Here is an 18818-nt window from a genome sequence, read left to right as displayed (position 1 = left end):
GGCCCATGCCGGTGGGGGCCGTGGAGCGACGGTTCCGCTCCACGGCCCCCACTGGAATGATCCGGTTCTGCCTCAGGGCTCAGGCGTCACGCCCTCTCCCCGCGCGGTACCCGGGCGGCTCGGGCTCAGTCCTGCGCCGAGCTGAACACCGCTGCGCGCCCCGCCTCCAGGCGCGCCACCGGCACCCGGAAGGGCGAGCAGGACACGTAGTTCAGGCCCGCGCGGTGGAAGAACTCGATGGACTCGGGGTCGCCGCCGTGCTCCCCGCAGACCCCCAGCTTGAGGCCGGGCTTGGTCCGGCGGCCGCGCTCGGCGCCGAGCTCGACCATGCGCCCCACACCGCGCTCGTCGATGGTCTCGAAGGGCGAGACCCCGAAGACGCCCTCCTCCAGGTACTCCTTGAAGAAGGTGCCCTCGACGTCGTCGCGCGAGAAGCCCCAGGTGGTCTGGGTCAGGTCATTGGTGCCGAAGGAGAAGAAGTCCGCCTCCTCGGCGATGGTGTCCGCGCTCACGGCGGCGCGCGGCAGCTCGATCATGCAGCCCACGGGGAAGTCCAGCTCGTAGCCGGAGGCCTGGGAGACCTCGGCCAGCACGGCCTCGACCCGCTCGCGGGCGATCTGGAGCTCGCGCACCGAGCCGATGAGCGGGATCATGATCTCCGGGCGCGGGTCCCCGCCGGCCTTGAGGCGCTCCACAGCGGCCTCGGCGATGGCGCGCACCTGGAGCTCGATGAGCCCGGGCATGGTCAGCAGCAAGCGCACCCCGCGCAGGCCCAGCATGGGGTTGGCCTCGTGGTTGCGGCGCACCACCGCCAGGAGCTCCTCATCGGCCGGGTCCAGGGCGCCGCGCTCGCGGTCCAGGGCCACCTTGACGCTCAGCTCGGTGAAGTCGGGCAGGAACTCGTGCAGCGGCGGGTCGATGAGGCGCACCGTCATGGGCTTGCCGTTCATCGTCTCGAACATCTGGACGAAGTCGCCCTTCTGCAGGGGCAGCAGGGCCGCCAGGGCGCTCTCGCGCTCCTGGGGGGTCTGGGCCAGGATGAGGTTCTGGACGAACTGCTTGCGCTCGCCCAGGAACATGTGCTCGGTGCGGCACAGGCCCACGCCCTGGGCGCCGCGGTGGATGGCGTGGCGGGCGTCGTCGGGGTTGTCGGCGTTGGCCCGCACCTCCAGGCGGCGCACCGCATCGGCGTGGCGCATGAGGCGGTCCACGCTGGTGATGAGCTCGCGGGAGTCGACGTCGCCCGCGGCGTCGAGGGCCGCCTGCAGGCCGCGGCGCAGGTAGGTCATCACCGGGGAGTCGGCCACGGGGACCTCGCCGAGGAAGACCTCACCGGTCTGCCCGTCGATGGCGATGGTGTCCTCGCTGGTGAGGACCAGGTCCTCACGGCCCCGCACCCGGATGGTCTTGGCGGCCGCGTCGACCTCGAGCTGGTCGGCGCCGCACACGCAGGTCTTGCCCATGCCCCGGGCGACGACGGCGGCGTGGGAGGTCTTGCCGCCGCGCGCGGTGAGCACGCCGACCGCCGCCACCATGCCGGGCAGGTCGTCGGGGTTGGTCTCGCGGCGCACGAGGATGACCGGCTCCCCCGCCTCGGCGCGGGCCACGGCCTCGGCGTTGTCGAAGACGATGCGGCCCACGGCCGCACCCGGGGAGGCCGGCATGGCCTTGGTGATGAGGTCGTTGTCCCCGGTGTGCTCGAACTGGGGGAACATCAGCTGGGTGAGCTGGTCGCCGGTGACGCGAGTGAGGGCCTCGTCCTTGGTGATGAGCTTCTCGTCCACCAGCTGGGTGGCCACGCGGAAGGCCGCGGCGGCGGTGCGCTTGCCCACGCGGGTCTGGAGCAGCCAGAGCTTGCCGCGCTCGATGGTGAACTCGATGTCGCACAGGTCCCGGTAGTGGGTCTCCAGGCGGCGCATCGCGGCGCGCAGCTCCTTGTAGGACTCCGGGTCGATGGTCTTGAGGTCGGACAGGGACAGGGTGTTGCGGATGCCCGCCACCACGTCCTCGCCCTGGGCGTTGACCAGGTAGTCGCCGTAGACGCCGGAGCGGCCGGTGGAGGGGTCGCGGGTGAAGCACACGCCCGTGCCGGAGGTCTGCCCCATGTTGCCGAAGACCATGGTGCACACGTTGACGGCGGTGCCCAGGTCGTGGGGGATCTTCTCGCGGCGGCGGTAGATGTGGGCGCGCTCGGTGTTCCAGGAGCGGAAGACCGCCTCGGTGGCCATGTCGAGCTGGGCGCGCGGGTCCTGGGGGAAGTCGATGTCCGCGTGCTCGCGCACGATCGCCTTGTACTCCTCGACCAGCTCGGTGAGGGCCTCGACATCCAGCTCGTAGTCCAGGCTCACGCCCCGGTCGGCCTTCTTGGCCTCCAGGGCCGAGGCGAAGTGCTCGCCGTCGATGTCCAGCACGGTCTTGCCGAACATCTGGATGAGGCGGCGGTAGGAGTCCCAGGCGAAGCGCTCGTCCTGGCTGGCGGTGGCCAGTCCCTTGACGGACTCGTCATTGAGGCCGATGTTGAGCACCGTCTCCATCATGCCGGGCATGGAGAACTTGGCGCCCGAGCGCACCGAGACCAGGAGGGGGTCCTCGGCGGCGCCGAGCTGGCGGCCCAGCTCCGCCTCGACCTCGCGCAGGGCGGTGGTGACCTGGACGGCGAGCTCCTCGGGGACCTCACCGGTGGCCAGGTAGGCGCGGCAGGCATCGGTGGTGATGGTGAAGCCTGGGGGGACAGGCAGGCCGAGACGGGTCATCTCGGCGAGGTTCGCCCCCTTGCCGCCCAGAAGGTCCTTCTGGTCCTTGTCGCCCTCGCTGAAGCGGTACACGTAGGTGGTGGGCATCATCGCCTCTTTCGGTGGATGGATCCTGATGGGACTGGTGTGGATGGACTGCGCGCCTGCGCGTCAACGGCCCCACTCTAGTGTGACCTCAGTCCTAGATCAAAAAGCCGGGGCGCCACGGAGCGCGCCTGCCCCGAGCTGCACATCTTCAGCCGGCAGCCGGCAACCAGAACCGCGGCATCCCGCAGATCCCCCGGGCCCGCCCGCCCCGGAGCGGCCTGAAGATGTGCAACGGGGGCGCTGCTGCACATCTTCACCTCGGAGGTCGACGGGATTCCGCGGAAGAACCGGCCCCGGGCGGTGCGAGGAGCGCCGAAGATGTGCAACGGCTCAGGGGCGCAGGGCGAGAAGCCCGTGCTGCGCGGGCAGCACGGCGCTGCGGGGCAGGGCCCGCCCGTCGGGCTGCCCCGTGCGCCCGGGCAGGACCAGGCCCCGGGGCAGATCGAGCCGGGCCCGGTGGTGGGGGTCCAGGACGACGGCGGCCAGGCCGCCCTCGAAGTCGCGCACCCAGGCCCCGCCCTCGCGCCGGGGCTCGCCCATGGGCCGGCCCAGGTCGGCGTCCAGTGCGGGGAACCAGGGGGTGCGGGAGTAGTCGTCGTGGCCCGTGGAGGCGTAGGCGCCCCGGCCGCCGCCGAAGACCCAGAAGGCGGCCAGCCCGTAGAGGGCGTGCGGGGCCCGGCCGCCACCGCCGTCGGGGGTGCGCACCACGGATAGGCCCGGACCGCGCAGCTGGTGGATCTGCGCCAGGGCCGTGGGCTCGTCGAAGAGCCGGCTGCCGCCCCACCCCAGCCAGCACTCGTCGAGGCCGCCGCCCCAGGCGGCGTGGCGCTCCCAGCGGCCCGGCTCGCGGCGGGCCTCGGCGATGTTGGGCACCAGGATCTTGCCCACCCCGGCCAGGCCCCAGCCCACCTGCTCCACGAAGCCGTCGAGGACCCGGCGCAGGGCGGCGGCGTCCTCCACCTCCTCCAGGGGCAGTCCCAGGCCGTAGTAGTCGTCGAAGACGTCGTTGTCGGACATGATGCCGTCGAATGCCGTCCCGGCGGTGTCCTCGCAGACCTGCTCCACCCAGCGGGCCCGGTAGCGCTCGTCCCAGACCCGGGCCTGGAAGTGGCCGGGGTAGGTCGACCACTCCACAGCGCTGCCATCGGCGCGCCGGGCCAGCCAGCCGCGCCGGGAGACCTCCTGGAAGGTCAGGCCCGAGGCGCAGCGCTCGGGGGGCTCGAAGTCGCGGGCGGAGGACAGGCAGCGGTAGGCCAGGACCGTCATATCGGGGCGCCGGTCCTTCAGGCGCGCCGCCGCCTCGGTCTCCCAGGGCTGGAGGATGGCCACCCGGTAGTGGCGCAACGCGAAGTCGACCTCCGAGGGCTCCAGGGGGTTGCCGTACCGGATCCAGGCTCCGACTCCACTCACGCTCACGCTCCCTTCCCGGCACCGCCCTGCCGGTAGACCTTGTTGTAGGCGGCGTTGACCTTCTCCAGGTTGTAGGCGGCCTCCACGCGCCCGCGCGCCGCCCGGCACAGCCTCTCGTAGAGGTCGAGATCCTCGATGATGCGCTGGACCTCATCGGCCATGACCACGGGGTCGCCCGGCTCGATGATGGTGCCGCAGGGCCCCCACACGGTGCCGTCCTCGGCAACGATCTCGTCCTCCACCACCGAGCGCACGGCGCCGACGTCGGTGCTCACCGTGGGGATGCCCGCCCCCATGGTCTCCAGGGAGACTACGGGCAGCCCCTCGTTGTAGCTGGGCAGGACGAACAGGTCGAACTCGGGCAGCAGGGCCCGGACCTTGACGGTGCCGCGGATGGTGATGACCGACTCCAGGCCCTGCTCGATGATGTGGTTGAGGCACTTCTCGAAGTAGTCGGGGCGGTGCTCGGTGGGGCCGCACACGTCCAGGTGCACGTTCAGGCCGCGGCCCACCATGAGCTTCATGGAGTCGATCATGTCCATGAGACCCTTTATGGGCACGACACGGGCGATGTACACCAGCTTCCACAGGTGCCTGCCCGCGCCCTCCCTCCTGATCGCCTCCAGCGCCCTCATGCGGGCGGCGTAGGAGGCATCGAACTCGGTGGTGACGATGCCGTTGGGGATGATGATCGCCTTGCTCGCATCCCCGCCCAGCTCGGTGGCCTCGGTGATGGCCCTCGGGTAGAGGTAGGTGCTGGCGTAGGCGTAGGGGTAGCACAGCCTGCCCATCTCCAGCCACCAGGCCATCCACATGCGCTGGCGGCCGGTGACGTCGAAGGTGCGGTAGTCGGTCAGGGCGATGTTGCGGTCCAGGCGCCGGTCCAGCAGGGTGTTGACCGTGTCGCGCACGTAGAGGTTGTGCTCGGTGAGCAGGAAGCTCGTGCCGTGCAGCCGGGAGGCGGCCACCGAGAGCAGCGCCGCGTACCCGGTGGTGTGCGCGTGGTAGACGGCGGCGCGGGGCATGGGCTCGGAGAGCACGGCGTAGGCCAGGGAGAAGAAGTCGCGCAGGCACCAGAAGATGTCGGACATGGACATGCCCAGGTCCGGCATCATCTCCCGGTAGGCCTCCATGAACTCCTGGGTCCCCAGGATCGCCCACACCGGGTAGCGGCGCGTGCCCCCGGCCAGGCCCTCGGTGATGAGATCCCACAGGGGCTCGGTGCGGCCCTCCTGGGCCAGGGACAGCAGGGAGCCGACGAGCCTGCGGGACAGCTCGCGGCGCTTGCGCCGCCCCATGCGCAGGTCGCGGGGGCGGGCCCGCAGGAAGGGCTCCTCATGCTCCTCCATGGCCAGGTAGAGCACCCGCACCCAGGCGACGTTGCCGGGCATGCCGTACAGGTCCTTGTTGGGCGCCTGCGAGTCCCAGGTGAGGTGGATGATGCCGAAGGTCAGCTCCGGGTTGCCGGTGATGATGTCGTGGACGACCGCGGAGACCCCGCCCTTGAGGTAGGGGTAGGTGGACTCCATGACGATGGCCACGTCCACGTCCTGGTAGACGCCGTCGGCGGGCACGCCGTCGGGCCAGGAGGGCGATCCGGGGCCGGTGGCCGCCTCCTGGACGGGCGGGGGGACCTCCTCGCTGGGCGAGACGGCCGGGAGGTCCTCGACGATGAGGACGCCCTCGGGCTCGACGACGTCGTCGAGCAGGGGGCCCGCGGGCCCGGGCGCGCGGTCCTCAGGCGGGTGGGGCGCGGCGCCCGGCGCCTGCGGGCCGGCGGCCGGGACCGGGGGCGTGGCGGGGGCCGACGGCGCGCCGGCCCGACCGGCGGCGGGAGGGGAGGCGGGGGTGGGGCCGGTGACCACGAAGCCGTAGCCCTGCGGCGTGGGCTGGAGCCCTGATGGCGCGGGCGGCCCGTCGGCAGCCGCCGGCCCGGGCAGCTGCTGCCCCGGCCCGGGCGGCGGCGCGGCTGCGGCAGGGCGGTGGCCCGCGGCCCGCTCCGCCTCAGGCGGCTCGGCACTGGAGGCGGAGCGCCGTCGGGCCGTCTGCGGTGAGGCGGCCGAGCCCCGGTTGCTCATCGAGGGAGGCATGGGCGCATAGCCCCCGGCGGGCGCCGAGTAGTAGGAGGGCAGCGACTCCAGCCGCCTGCGAATGGATGAGCTCACCAGGACATCGCCTTTCCCCAGAAGAAGGAGTACTCGGGTGCGGCCCAGCGCCTGCGGTAGAGCACCAGGGCGGCCAGGCACAGGATGAGATCGACACCGGCCAGCGGGAGGTAGGCCTGCGTGCTGCCCCGGCCCAGCAGCAGGAAGGCGGCCGCGGCCAGGTGGGCGGCGGACAGCAGCAGGGAGGACACGTGGTCGCCGATGTGGTCGATCTCGTAGGACAGGAGGGTCAGGATGGTGAAGAGCAGGGAGGAGGACCCCACGATGAGCACCTCGCGCAGGTCCCCGGGAGAGGCCAGGGCGGTGAGGACGACGATGATGAGCACTCCCCCGATGCCCACGGCGCAGGCCCGCACCAGGCTCGCGTTGAGCAGATGGCGCAGCTGCTGGCCGCGCGAGCGCAGCTCCTCCATGTGCCGCTCCTTCAGGAGCGCCTGGAAGAGGGCCACCTCGGTGTTGACCCGTGGGGAGGTCACCGAGAAGTAGTAGCAGTAGGCGACGACCGCGGGCTGCAGGCTGAGGTAGACCAGGGCGACGTTGAAGCCGGTGCCTGCGGACAGGAAGAGGAAGAACTTGTCCGACCACAGCACTCCCCCCAGGATGAGGCCGCGGGCCATGTCCTGGACGAGGGGACCGGCCGGGACGGCCGTGGGGCGCAGCAGGCCGCCGAGGGCTCCCCCCATGGTGAGCAGCTGGCTGACGGCCCCCAGCAGCGGGGGCAGGATCCACCAGGCGGGCACGGCCAGGAGCGACAGGGCGTAGACGAGCCATCCCACGGCCCACAGGCGGCGGCGTCCGGAGATGTCCGAGATGATGAGGGACTGGACGAAGACGACGTGGGCGAGCAGCAGGGCCAGGTGGGCCCCCATGGCCCGGGCGGACCAGCCGGTGACCGCGGAGACCGTCAGCGCCACGAGCAGGGAGGGGATGAGCGCCCACAGGAAGAGGGCGGGCCAGGCCGAGCAGTACCGGCGCAGCACCACCGCCGGGCCGCGCCCGATGGCATCGCCGAGCAGGCGGTAGACGGGGTTGCCCACCACCTGGCTGATCCAGGGCACCACCACGGACACGCTCAGGATGATGGCCTGAAGCCCCACGCCCCCGATGGAGCTCCCGGCGATCCGGGGGGCGACGATCGGGAAGACGATCCCCAGCAGGATCGCGGGGGACATGGCCAGGATCATGGTGCCCGCCCAGGCCCGGCGGGAGCCGTGGGGCATGACCCCCCGCCGCAGCGCGCTGGAGGGCGGCGCGGTGACCAGGCCGAGGCTGATGAAGACGATGACGGTCAGGACGGCCGCGGTCGCCGGTGGGGGCCACTGGGCCCAGGCCAGGCCCCCGACCATGAGGCAGCTGCCCCCCAGGGCCGCGGACCCATTGGCTGTGCGCAAGGTGGGGCGCCGGAACCGTGAGAGGTGGCGGGGTTCGTATCTGGCCTGGGTCATAGCGGCTTTCTCAGTAACAAGGCGCGGATCCTGGCGCGCGGAGGCGCCCTGGGGAACCGGGTCGACTGCGGCAGGCGACCACGGGTGTCACAACACTGTAACGGCCGGCAGCGGGCACCCGATCGAGGAGCGGCATCCCATCAGGCTGTTCCCCCCTTTTTTTGAGCATTCTTTCACCATATATGAGGCTTCATTCATCACAGGCTCCTAGGACTCTCGCCCCTGCTCCACGAGCCTGCCAGCAGCCGCCGCGCCCCATGGACGCCGCATGAGCGCCGGGAGCCCGCTGGGGCCGGACCGAGAACCGGTCCGGCCCCAGCGGGCTCGGGCAGTGCCGTGGAGCGCCCTGGCCATCGGGGCCGACGGCGGACGGCGTTGGCCTGCGACGGCGGCAGCCGGCTCAGAAGCCGGGCGCGGGCGCGGCGCCCTCACTGCCGGGGGAGGTCCGCGGGGCGGGCATCGGAGCGCTGCTCACCGAGGATCCCGAGACGATCTTCTCGGCCTCGCGCACCGCGGCCTCCTCGGCCTCACCGGGCGTCCAGGGCTCGCCGCGGAAGATGAACTCCCCCAGGATCGAATCGCCCTCGGCGTCGACGATCACCTTCTGGCCGCGCTCGATCTCGCCGAAGAGGATCTTCTCGCTCAGGGCGTCCTCGATGTCGCGCTGGATGGCGCGGCGCAGCGGGCGGGCCCCCAGGACCGGGTCGAAGCCGCGCTCGGCCAGCAGCTCCTTGGCGGCGTCGGTCAACTCGATGGACATCTCCTGCTCGGCCAGGCGCACGGCCAGACGGGCGATCATGAGGTCCACGATCTGGCGCACCTCGGCCTTGGTCAGCTGCGGGAAGACGATGAGATCGTCGACGCGGTTGAGGAACTCGGGCCGGAACTGCTGCTTGAGCTCGCGATTGACGTGGGCCTTCATCTCCTCGTAGTCCATGGCCCCGGAGTCGGTGGACTGGAAGCCGGTGGCCACCGACTTGCCGATGTCCTTGGAGCCCAGGTTGGTGGTCATGATGATGACGGTGTTCTTGAAGTCCACCACACGGCCCTGGGCATCGGACAGGTGCCCGTCCTCCAGGATCTGCAGCAGGGAGTTGAAGATATCGGGGTGGGCCTTCTCCACCTCGTCGAAGAGCACCACGGAGAAGGGACGGCGCCGCACCTTCTCGGTCAGCTGCCCGCCCTCGTCGTAGCCGACATAGCCCGGAGGCGCGCCGAAGAGGCGCGAGACCGTGTGCTTCTCGGCGAACTCGGACATGTCGAGCTGGATGAGGGCGTCCTCATCGTCGAAGAGGAACTCCGCCAGGGCCTTGGCCAGCTCGGTCTTGCCCACACCGGTGGGCCCGGCGAAGATGAAGGAGCCCCCGGGCCGCTTGGGGTCCTTCAGGCCGGCGCGGGTGCGGCGGATGGACTTCGACAGCGCCTCGATGGCCTTGTTCTGGCCGATGATGCGCTTGTGGAGCTCGCCCTCCATGTTGAGCAGCTTGGCGGACTCGGCCTCGGTGAGCTTGACCACCGGGATGCCGGTGGACATGGCCAGGACCTCGGCGATGAGGTTCTCATCGACCTCGGCCACCTGGTCCAGGTCCCCGGACTTCCAGGCCTTCTCCTTGGCGGCCCGCTCCTCGCCCAGGCGGCGCTCGTCGTCGCGCAGGGAGGCGGCGCGCTCGAAGTCCTGGTCGTCGATGGCCGACTCCTTCTCCCGCTTGACCTCGGCGATCCGCTCGTCGATGTCGCGCAGCTCCTGGGGGGCGGTCATGCGGCGGATGCGCAGGCGGGCGCCGGCCTCGTCGACCAGGTCGATAGCCTTGTCGGGCAGGAAGCGGTCGTTGATGTAGCGGTCGGCCAGCTTGGCGGCAGCCTCGATGGCGTCATCGGTGATGACCACGCGGTGGAAGGCCTCGTAGCGGTCGCGCAGGCCCGTGAGGATGCCCACGGTCTCCTCGATGCTGGGCTGCTCGACGGTCACCGGCTGGAAGCGGCGCTCCAGGGCGGCGTCCTTCTCGATCTTGCGGTACTCATCCAGGGTGGTGGCCCCGATGGTCTGCAGCTCGCCGCGGGCGAGCATGGGCTTGAGGATGGAGGCGGCGTCCACCGCGCCCTCAGCGGCGCCGGCCCCCACCAGGGTGTGGATCTCGTCGATGAACAGCACGATGTCGCCGCGGGTGCGCACCTCCTTGAGGACCTTCTTCAGGCGCTCCTCGAAGTCGCCGCGGTAGCGCGAGCCGGCCACCAGGGAGCCCATGTCCAGGGAGTAGAGCTGCTTGTCGCGCAGGGTCTCGGGGACATCGCCATGGACGATGGCCTGGCTCAGGCCCTCCACGACGGCGGTCTTGCCCACGCCGGGCTCCCCGATGAGCACGGGGTTGTTCTTGGTGCGCCGCGAGAGGATCTGCATGACCCGCTCCATCTCCTTGTGGCGCCCGATGACGGGGTCGAGCTTGCCCTCGCGGGCGGCGGCGGTGAGGTTGCGGCCGAACTGGTCGAGGATGGCGCTGCCCGAGGGCGTGCCCTCCTTCGAGCCGCCCGGCCCCGCGGCCACCGCCTCCTTGCCCTCGTAGCCCGAGAGCATCTGCATGACGGTCTGGCGCACGCTGGACAGGTCCCCGCCGAGGTTGGTCAGCACCTGGGCGGCCACGCCCTCGCCCTCGCGCAGCAGGCCCAGGAGCAGGTGCTCGGTGCCGATGTAGTTGTGGCCCAGCTGGAGGGCCTCGCGCATGGACAGCTCGAAGACCTTCTTGCCCCGGGGGGTGAAGGGGATATGGCCGGTGGGGGCCGACTGGCCCTCACCGATGATCTCCACGACCTGGGCGCGCACGGCGTCCAGGGAGATGTCCATGGACTCCAGCGCCTTGGCCGCCACCCCCTCGCCCTCGTGGATGAGGCCGAGAAGGAGGTGCTCGGTGCCGATGTAGTTGTGGTTGAGCGCCCGGGCCTCGTCCTGGGCGAGCACGACGACGCGGCGGGCGCGATCAGTAAAGCGTTCAAACATCCGTGATTCCTCCTCGGCACGTGCACAGCGCGCCGCCCGACCGGTGTTGGCGGTGGGAGTGGCGCAGCGCCGTTGGAGAGATGGCGCGGGCACGTGCTGACAAGGCTAACCAGGCGGAGGGGGCGCCCATGCCCCTGTTCGCGGTAGGCGTGAGTAGGGTTGAGCCGGGTGCGCTCAGGAGTGCGGCTGGTCGGATGGTCGCACGCGGCCCGCCGGGGCCGACGCAGCGCCGCGGATCCGGGGCTGCACATCTTCGGCTCTCGAGGGGCGATTCCGGGCCCGCCGATCGGCGTGATCCCGGGGTTCAGGCTCGCGCCGGCCCGGTGAAGATGTGCAGCGGGCCCGGGGTTGCACATCTTCAGGGGCCCCAGGAGCTCCAGCGGGGAACACATCCTTGGAATCATGCCGATGACCGCCCGGGACCAGGCGCGAAGATGTGCAGCGGGCCAGGCCGGGCCCGCTGCAAGGCCGCCCCAGCCCCCGCGCCCGCTTGCGCACCAGGGCGCGGCGGCAGCAGTGGCCAGCAGTCCGCGCAGCGCCCGGCTCAGACCGCCACGGGGATCCGCGAACCGCCGGGGGCCACGGCCTCGGCGGCACCGCGGCAGGCGCCGACCAGGGCGTCGATGGCGGCGGGGCGCGGCACGGCGGCGTGGACGACGATGGCCACGTGACGGCGCTCGCCGGCCAGCGGGCGCACGACGACCTCGGGGTGGCGGTAGGCGCGCAGGGCCATGCCCGGCAGCAGGCACGCGCCAAGACCCGCGGCCACCAGGCCCTGGACGGCGACGTAATCGTCACTGGCGTAGGCCACCTCCGGCTCGAAGCCTGCCGAGCGGCCCACGGCGGCCAGCTCCTCATGGCAGCGCGCACAGCCGGTGATCCACCGGCACCGGCCGCCCTGGGCGATGTCCTCGATCCCATCGGGGCCGGTGACGAGGTAGAGCGGGTCGTCCATGAGCGGAATGGTCCGGGTGCCCTCGCGGTCCTCCTCGCCCTCGGCGTAGGAGAAGGACAGGGCGGCGTCGACCCGCCCCCGGCTCAGGGCCTCCAGGGCCTCGGGGGGCTCGGCATCGATCAGCTCGACGACCAGGCCGGGGTGGCGCTCGTGCAGGAGGGCCAGAACACCGGGCACCAGGGAGGCCACGGCCGAGGGGAAGGCGGCCAGGCGCACCCGCCCCGCCTCGGCGCGCGCCATGGCCCCGATCTCGCGCTCGGCCCGGTCCATGAGCCCCAGGATCTCCTCGCCGCGCGCCGCCAGGGCCCGCCCCTCCTGGGTCAGGCGCACCCCGCGCCCGGCCCGGGCCACCAGAACCGCCCCGGTGGCGCGCGCGAGCGCGGCCAGGTGGTGGGAGACGGTGGGCTGGCTGTAGCCCAGCGCCCGGGCGGCGGCCGAGACGGTGCCGTGGTGGGACAGGGCGACAAGGGCCTCGAGCTGGCGGAGGTCGAGCATGGGACCATGCTACGCCAAAGCATGTCCAAACTTGATTGGATATCGAAAAAACATGCATTGGACTGATATGACGGGGGTGGGGATGATGGAGGGCATGCTCAGCACCGCCACTGCGACCACCACTGCGACCACCACAGCGATCGGCCCGGGCGCCGCCGGCGCCGCATCCCCCAGCGCCGCCCGCCCGGCGCCCGCAGGACTGGACTTCGCCGCCGTGCTGCGCGCCTTCGACGAGGTGCGCGCCCTGCTGCCCGAGACCCCGGCCTGGTCCTACCCGCTGCTCGATGAGGCCGCCGGGGTCGAGGTCGTGGTCAAGCACGAGAATGTCCAGCCCACCGGGGCCTTCAAGGTGCGCGGCGGGGTGGCGCTCATGGCGGCCCTGGGCCCCCGGGAGCGCCGCACGGGGGTGGTGACGGCCTCCACCGGCAACCACGCCCAGTCCCTGGCCTGGGCCGGGGCCCGGCGGGGCGTGCCGGTCTGCGTGGTCATGCCCCTGAGCGCCCCGGCGCGCAAGGTCGAGGCGGTGCGGGCCCTGGGCGCGCAGGTCGTGGTGGAGGGGGCGACGATGTGCGACTCCCTGGCCCACGCCGCCCGCCTGGCCGAGACCGACGGCCTGCGCCTGGTCTCCCCCGGCGATGAGCCGGCGATCGTCCTGGGACATGCCACGGTCTACCTCGAGCTGTTCCTGCGCCACGGCGATCTCACGACGGTGTACGTGCCGGCGGGATCGGGATCGGGGGCGGCGGGTGCCTGCCTGGTGCGCGATGCCCTGGCCCCCCAGTGCCGGGTGGTGGCGGTCCAGTCCGCCTCGGCCCCGGCCGCCTACCGCTCCTGGCGCAGCGGTGAGCCGCTCAGCGCCCCCTGCACGACACGGGTGGCGGGCCTGGCGGTCGGCACCGGATTCGCCCTGACCCAGTCGGTGCTGCGCGAGCGCCTGGACAACTTCCTCCTGGTCAGTGACGAGGACATCCAGCGGGCGGTCCGCCTCATGGCCACCCGCGCCCACACCCTGGCCGAGGGCGCGGGAGCGGCGTCCCTGGCGGGCCTCATGGCCGACGAGGGGCGCCTGGAGCGCGGCGGCCCCTGTGCCGTGGTCTGCACCGGCGGCAACGCCGATGACGAGGAGCTGGCCGGCGTCTCCCCGGATCGCTGAGCCCTCCGATCACCGGGGCCGGGACCGAGCGGGCTGCCCCGGCGCCCCGCGGAGGTCGTGGAGGGTTGGGTGTCCAGATCCCTGACAAAGGACTTCCCGCGCCGCTCAACGGCGAGAAGGAACCGCAGGATCATGCGGATCCATATCAACGCAGCACACCCCTCAACCCCCCTTTGTCAGGGATCTGGACACCAGCGGACCCCAACCCGGCCCGACCACCAGGACTCAGCCCAGGTCGAGCAGGCCACGGCGCAGCGCCTCAGTGACCGCAGCCGTGCGCGTCTCCACCCCGAGCTTGCCATAAGCCCGCAACAGATGAGTCTTGACCGTGGCCTCGGTGATGTAGAGCTCGCTGCCGATCTGGCTGTTGGACAGACCCCGCGCCACCGCCTCCAGCACCTGGCACTCACGCGGGGAAAGGCTCACCGGCCCACCCCGAGACACACCCGCCCCGCGAGACCCACCGGCGCCGGGGGCAGCGCCCCTGCTGCGGGCCGCCCCGACCAGACGGGTGCTCACCGTGGGGCTCAGGGCGCTGCGCCCCACCGCAGCGGCCCGCACCGCGGCCAGGACCTCACCCCGCGGGGAGTCCTTGAGCAGGTAGCCGATGGCCCCGGCCTCCACGGCCCGCAGGATGTCCCCGTCGGTGTCGTAGGTGGTCAGCACCACCACGCGCGGGCCATCATCCAGGGCCGCGATGCGCCGGGTGGCCTCCACGCCGTCGAGCACCGGCATGCGCAGGTCCATGAGCACGACGTCGGGGTCGAGCTCGGCAACGGCCTCCAGGGCCTGGCGGCCGTCGTCGGCCTGCCCCACCACCCGCAGGTCCTCCTGGTCGGCGAGCATGCCGACGATCCCCAGGCGCACGACCGGGTGGTCGTCGACGACCAGGACCCGCACCGGCGGGCTCGCCGATCTCGTCCCCTCGGCCTCCATCTCGGCGGTTGGAAGTACGAGATCGGGGCCGAGGGGATGAGACGGTGCGGGCTCCGTCCCCGGGGTGGGCGCTCCGACGCGGTTGTCCTCAGGGCTCATAGGCTCATCCTCGCCTCCACGATCGTGCCGGTGCGACCCTGAGCATCGGGGGCGTGGAGCGGGTCGACGGTCAGGGTGCCCGCCATCGACTCCAGGCGCGCCCTCATCCCGCTCAGGCCCGTGCCCTCCGGGGCCCCGCGCGTGCCCCGGCCGTCATCGCGCACGGCGATGACGATCTCACCGTCCTGCACCCCGGCGCTGATCTGGGCGGTACGGGCCTGGGCGTGGCGCACGACATTGCTCAGCGACTCCTGGACCGTGCGCAGGATCGCCACCTGCCTGGACACGGGCAGGCCCTCGGGCAGGCTGGTGGTCAGCGAGACCTCCAGGCCGTGCCGGTGCTGGTCGGCGGCCAGACGCTCCAGGGCCGAGGCCACTCCCCCCTCATGCAGCGCACTGGGAACATCGCCGGCCACCAGGGCGCGCGCCTCAATGAGGTTGTCCCGTGCGATCTCCTCGATCCACTGCAGGCGCTCCCCCAGCTCCCGGCTGCGCCGATCCTCCGGCGCCGCGCGACCAGGCCCGGCCAGTGCCTCATGCGCGGCTCGGGCCGCCTGGGCCAGGGTGATAACTGAGACGAAGCCCTGGGCCAGGGTGTCGTGAACCTCCCGCGCCCACCGCTCGCGCTCAACGGCGATGCCGGCGGCGCGCTCGGCCGCGGCCAGCCGCTCCTGGGCGGCGACCAGGGCGGCCAGGGCCTCCTGCTTGTCCGCCAGCGCCTGGACGGCCTGGGCGCGGGCCACATGGACCCGCTGCATCCACACGCCCATGAGCAGGGAGAAACCGGTGGAGACAAGTGCGGTGACCACCCAGGAGGGGTCGCGCCCGATCCCACCCACAACGGCGATGCCCGCACCGAAGAGGAGATTGGCCCGGATCCCGGCCCGGAAGGTGTCCTGGACGACCCACAGCAGGGGGAAGACGATGAAGAAGAGCGCGAAGGCCCAGGTCTGCCACCACAGCAGGCCCAGGGTGAGGGCGGCGCAGCTCCAGGCCAGGAGTCGCCAGGCCCAGCGCGGCGGCCGTGGCCGGTCCAGCAGTGCAGCGATGGCCCCCGGGGCCCGCCCAGCCGCAGGGGCGCAGGCGGTGGCCTCGGCCCCCGCAGGCTGCCCCGGCGCCCTCGATGCTCGGCGCGATGCCGGGGCTGCGGGCACCTCCCCGTCCTGTCGCCCGGGCTGGGCGGGAGCAGGGACCGGAGCGTCGGGGGCCGAGGCCGCCGGCACGATCGGTTCCGCGGGTCTCACCGGTCCACCGTATCGCGGCGGGTGATGACAATAGCGGCCACGACCCCTGCCACCAGCCAGGCGGCCACGACCGCCAGCCCCCTGCCGGTCTCCCAGGCGCCGGTGGGCTCAGCCGCGGCGAAGGTGGAGGGCAGGAGCGCCTCGCGCATGAGCTCTGCGGACCAGCGCACCGGCAGCACGGAGAAGGTGCGGACCATCCAGTCGGGCAGCTGGGACAGGGGGAAGAAGATCCCCGAGACGAACTGGAGCATGATGACCACCGGGGTGATGAGGCCTGCGGCGGAGCGGGCGGTGGGGCTCATCCGGCCGATGGCCAGCCCCAGGGCGGTGCAGGTGGCGATCATGAGCAGGCAGGTGGCACTCAGCAGGCCCCAGGCGCGAGTGGTGGTGGGCAGGTCGATGTCCAGGCCGTAGTGGGCCACGAGCATGAGCATCGCGCTGTTGGCCAGGGCCAGGATCGTGTTGGAGGCGCATTTGCTGACCACATGCGCCCAGGCGGGGGCGGGCAGGATCGCCAGGCGCCTGAGGGCGCCGTCCTCGCGCTCGGTGGCCACCGCGATGGTGAGGTGCTGAAGGCAGGTGGTCAGGATGCCGGTGGTGATCATGGCGGGCAGGAGGTACTCGGCGTAGGACACGCCGGGGGCGATGTCGTCGGGGAAGACGGCGTTGAAGATGCCCAGCATGAACAAGGGGTAGAAGAACTGCATGGCCAGGCTGACGGGCTCGCGGATGAAGGTGAGCAGGCTGGTGCGGGTCAGGGTGGCGACGATGGCCAGGGTGCCGGCCGGGCTCGGGGCGGGCTGGCCGGGGCGCGCATCCTCAGGTGCCGGGCCCGGGATGGCGCCCGGGCCGACGACGGCGGTGGCGGGGGGCATGGAGGGGGTCGGTGCGGTGGGCATGGCGGAGGGTCCTTCGTGCGATCCGGTGGAGGTGGGCGACGTGGCGGGCGGCTCAGGAGGCGGCGCGATCCCGCGCGGCATGGTGGGCGTGCTCGGCGATGAGCGCCAGGTAGTGCTCCTCCAGGGTGGGGGTGAGGATCTCCAGGCCCTCGATCTCCCCGCCGTCGTCGGCCAGCCTATCGAGCAGGTGGCGCACGACAGCGGTGGGGGTGGCGGTGCTGGTCTCGTAGGGGCGGCCGTTATCGATCCAGCGCACGGTCCGCTCGGTGCCCGCCTGACGGGCGAGCTGCTCGGGGGTGCCGTGGGTGATGATGCGGCCGCCCAGGATGATGGCGACCTCGTCCGCCAGATGGGCGGCCTCCTCCAGGTAGTGGGTGGTCAGGAGCACGGTGGTGCCGTCGTCGCGAAGGTCCTCCACAAGCCTCCAGAACTCGCGGCGCGCCTGGGGGTCGAAGCCGGTGGTGGGCTCATCGAGGAACAGCAGCTCGGGCCGGCCGATGATGGCCAGGGCGACGTCGAGGCGGCGCCGGCGCCCGCCGGACAGGCGCGAGGCCCGGGTGCGGGCGTCATCGGCCAGGCCGACGCGCTCAATGGTCTCGGTGACGCCGGCGGGCTCGGCGAAGAATCGGGAGATGTGGGTGAGGGCCTCGGTGACGGTGAGGTCGGCCAGGTCGGTGGAGGCCTGGGAGACGATGCCCAGGCGGGCGCGCCAGGAGCGGGAGGCGCGGCGGGGGTCCTGCCCCAGGACGGCCAGAGCACCGGAGTCGGGGCGGCGCAGGCCCTGGAGGATCTCGACCGTGGTGGTCTTGCCGGCGCCGTTGGGGCCCAGGAGGGCCAGGACACTGCCGGCCGGGACGGTGAGGTCGAGGCCGTCCAGGACCTGCTTGGCCCCGTAGGACTTGGTCAGGGAGCGGATATCGATGGCCGGGGCGCTGGCGGCATGGGCCGCTGCGGCGGTGGTGGGGGTCGGGGCGGTGGTCGCGTCATGGGCAGGGGCCGCCGTGGTGGCGGGATCGGTGCTGGTGGCGGGGGCCGTGCCGGTGCTGGTCATGGCTCCAGTGTTGGAACTGGCCCGCGTGGGCGGTAGCCATCAGCCGACTCACACGGGTGTCCACCGATCGGTGGACACCCGTGCCCCTCGCTCGTGAGAGCCGTCCTCCCCTGGGGCCTCCTCCGCCCACGATTGTCGATACCGGCGGCCGGTCATCGGATGGTTCTGGCGCGGCACCGCCGGGGGCTCGCCGGCTGGCGCGGCCCCTCCCTCTACCGCGGTCGAATCCTGGGCCTGTTCATGCGGGGATCAGAGGTCTTCCTCGATCTCCCAGGCGTAGCGCCTCATGAGGTCCTGTACCCGTGCGAGCCCGGCATCAGTGCCCAGTTCGTGTCGCAACTCCGGGTGGCTTGCGTAGAACGAGATGATCTGCTCGAAACGCACGTAGCTGATCGGCACGAGACGGAGGGGAATCTCGGCTGGCCTCATCATGCCTTCGTTGAGGTTGATGATGACTGCCCCGTCCCTTCTCCTCACCCCCATCACCTGTGGCGAGCAGCACCAAGGAACATCAATGGCCTGGCGGTGCTTCCGGGAGACGCGGAGTCCATCGGGACTCAGCGTGATCGCCCGGCGCCCCGGCAGCTCGTAGGACTCGGTGATGCTCCAGGAGATGATGAGGAGGATGATCGTCGCGAGGGACGCCATGAATGCTATGTGGCGCCCTTCATACTGATCGGCGTAGGGCGACACGATGGTCAGCAGGAGGGTGTCGCCGGCGCCGATGAGGAGGAGAATGACGATGCAGAGCTCCCCGACGAGGAAGAGCCCCGGGCTTCTCAGCTCCACTCCCCCCAGAACCAGCCGGAACCGCCGCCGCGACGATCTGGCATAAGCCAGGAGCAGGCCTATGAGAAGCACCCCGAGAGCGAGTCCCGCTGACATGTAGAGGAATAGCACTGCGAGCGGGTAGAAGTTATTTATATAGAAGGTTATTCAGGGGTGTTTACTGGGGGTAGGTGTTCGGCGTGTTAGATGGGTGACGGCTCGTTGGTCTGAGAGAATCAGATTGCATAACGAAAACCTCTCAGGAACGAGCCGTCATGAGCAAGGGTATCACAGGCCTGGACAGGGCGCAGTTGAACCGTCTGGTGGAATTAGTAGTAAGGGATGAGGGGATCACTGGGGTGCCAA

Annotated in this window: 12 protein-coding genes; 1 reads left to right on the top strand and 11 read right to left on the bottom strand. The window is 71.6% G+C overall.

Annotation, left to right across the window (positions count from 1 at the left end; translation table 11 throughout):
• Positions 1 to 125: 125 nt before the first annotated feature.
• From ppdK to J5X07_RS01210, 6 genes are all read right to left on the bottom strand, one after another.
• Entirely contained in the window at positions 126 to 2840 is a 2715-nt protein-coding gene (ppdK, locus tag J5X07_RS01235; RefSeq protein WP_208478410.1) for a pyruvate, phosphate dikinase, read from the bottom strand.
• Positions 2841 to 3170: 330 nt separating this feature from the next.
• On the bottom strand, positions 3171 to 4250 hold the full coding sequence (locus J5X07_RS01230) for a putative glycoside hydrolase (RefSeq protein WP_341769363.1): 1080 nt from the start codon (positions 4248 to 4250) through the stop codon (positions 3171 to 3173).
• 2 nt (positions 4251 to 4252) lie between these two features.
• Positions 4253 to 6415: a GT4 family glycosyltransferase PelF gene (gene pelF / locus J5X07_RS01225; protein WP_341769362.1), complete on the bottom strand. Its 2163-nt coding sequence runs from the start codon at positions 6413 to 6415 to the stop codon at positions 4253 to 4255.
• Positions 6412 to 7806, bottom strand: coding sequence for a hypothetical protein (locus J5X07_RS01220; protein ID WP_243896255.1), 1395 nt, complete (start codon positions 7804 to 7806; stop codon positions 6412 to 6414). Before J5X07_RS01220 ends, pelF begins: the two co-directional genes overlap by 4 nt.
• 454 nt (positions 7807 to 8260) lie before the next feature.
• Positions 8261 to 10852: an ATP-dependent Clp protease ATP-binding subunit gene (locus J5X07_RS01215; RefSeq protein WP_124932772.1), complete on the bottom strand. Its 2592-nt coding sequence runs from the start codon at positions 10850 to 10852 to the stop codon at positions 8261 to 8263.
• 544 nt (positions 10853 to 11396) lie between these two features.
• Complete coding sequence (locus J5X07_RS01210; protein WP_208478408.1) at positions 11397 to 12302, bottom strand: LysR family transcriptional regulator; 906 nt, start codon at positions 12300 to 12302, stop codon at positions 11397 to 11399.
• 94 nt (positions 12303 to 12396) lie between these two features.
• On the opposite strand from J5X07_RS01210, the gene J5X07_RS01205 reads away from it, so the two are divergent.
• A complete protein-coding gene (locus J5X07_RS01205; RefSeq protein WP_208478407.1) occupies positions 12397 to 13455 on the top strand; it encodes a threonine ammonia-lyase in 1059 nt (352 codons plus the stop codon).
• A 225-nt stretch (positions 13456 to 13680) separates the two neighbouring features.
• Here the strand turns inward: J5X07_RS01205 and J5X07_RS01200 are convergent, their stop codons facing one another.
• From J5X07_RS01200 to J5X07_RS01180, 5 genes are all read right to left on the bottom strand, one after another.
• Positions 13681 to 14490, bottom strand: coding sequence for a response regulator (locus J5X07_RS01200; RefSeq protein ID WP_279595994.1), 810 nt, complete (start codon positions 14488 to 14490; stop codon positions 13681 to 13683).
• Positions 14487 to 15644 (bottom strand): sensor histidine kinase, encoded by a 1158-nt coding sequence (locus tag J5X07_RS01195; RefSeq protein ID WP_208478406.1) that lies wholly within the window; start codon positions 15642 to 15644, stop codon positions 14487 to 14489. The genes J5X07_RS01200 and J5X07_RS01195 overlap by 4 nt, the downstream gene beginning before the upstream one ends.
• An 86-nt stretch (positions 15645 to 15730) precedes the next feature.
• Positions 15731 to 16633, bottom strand: coding sequence for an ABC transporter permease (locus J5X07_RS01190; RefSeq protein ID WP_243896253.1), 903 nt, complete (start codon positions 16631 to 16633; stop codon positions 15731 to 15733).
• A 52-nt stretch (positions 16634 to 16685) separates the two neighbouring features.
• The gene (locus tag J5X07_RS01185) at positions 16686 to 17684 is read right to left on the bottom strand and encodes an ABC transporter ATP-binding protein (RefSeq protein WP_208478405.1); all 999 of its coding nucleotides are present in this window, start codon (positions 17682 to 17684) and stop codon (positions 16686 to 16688) included.
• 249 nt (positions 17685 to 17933) lie between these two features.
• Entirely contained in the window at positions 17934 to 18584 is a 651-nt protein-coding gene (locus J5X07_RS01180) for a hypothetical protein (protein WP_208478404.1), read from the bottom strand.
• Positions 18585 to 18818 lie beyond the last annotated feature (234 nt).

The organism is Actinomyces bowdenii (genome assembly GCF_017592395.1).
Classification (GTDB): Bacteria; Actinomycetota; Actinomycetes; order Actinomycetales; family Actinomycetaceae; genus Actinomyces; species Actinomyces bowdenii.
Note: the sequence above shows the minus strand (reverse complement) of the source record. Positions and strands in the feature narration are given on the sequence as shown.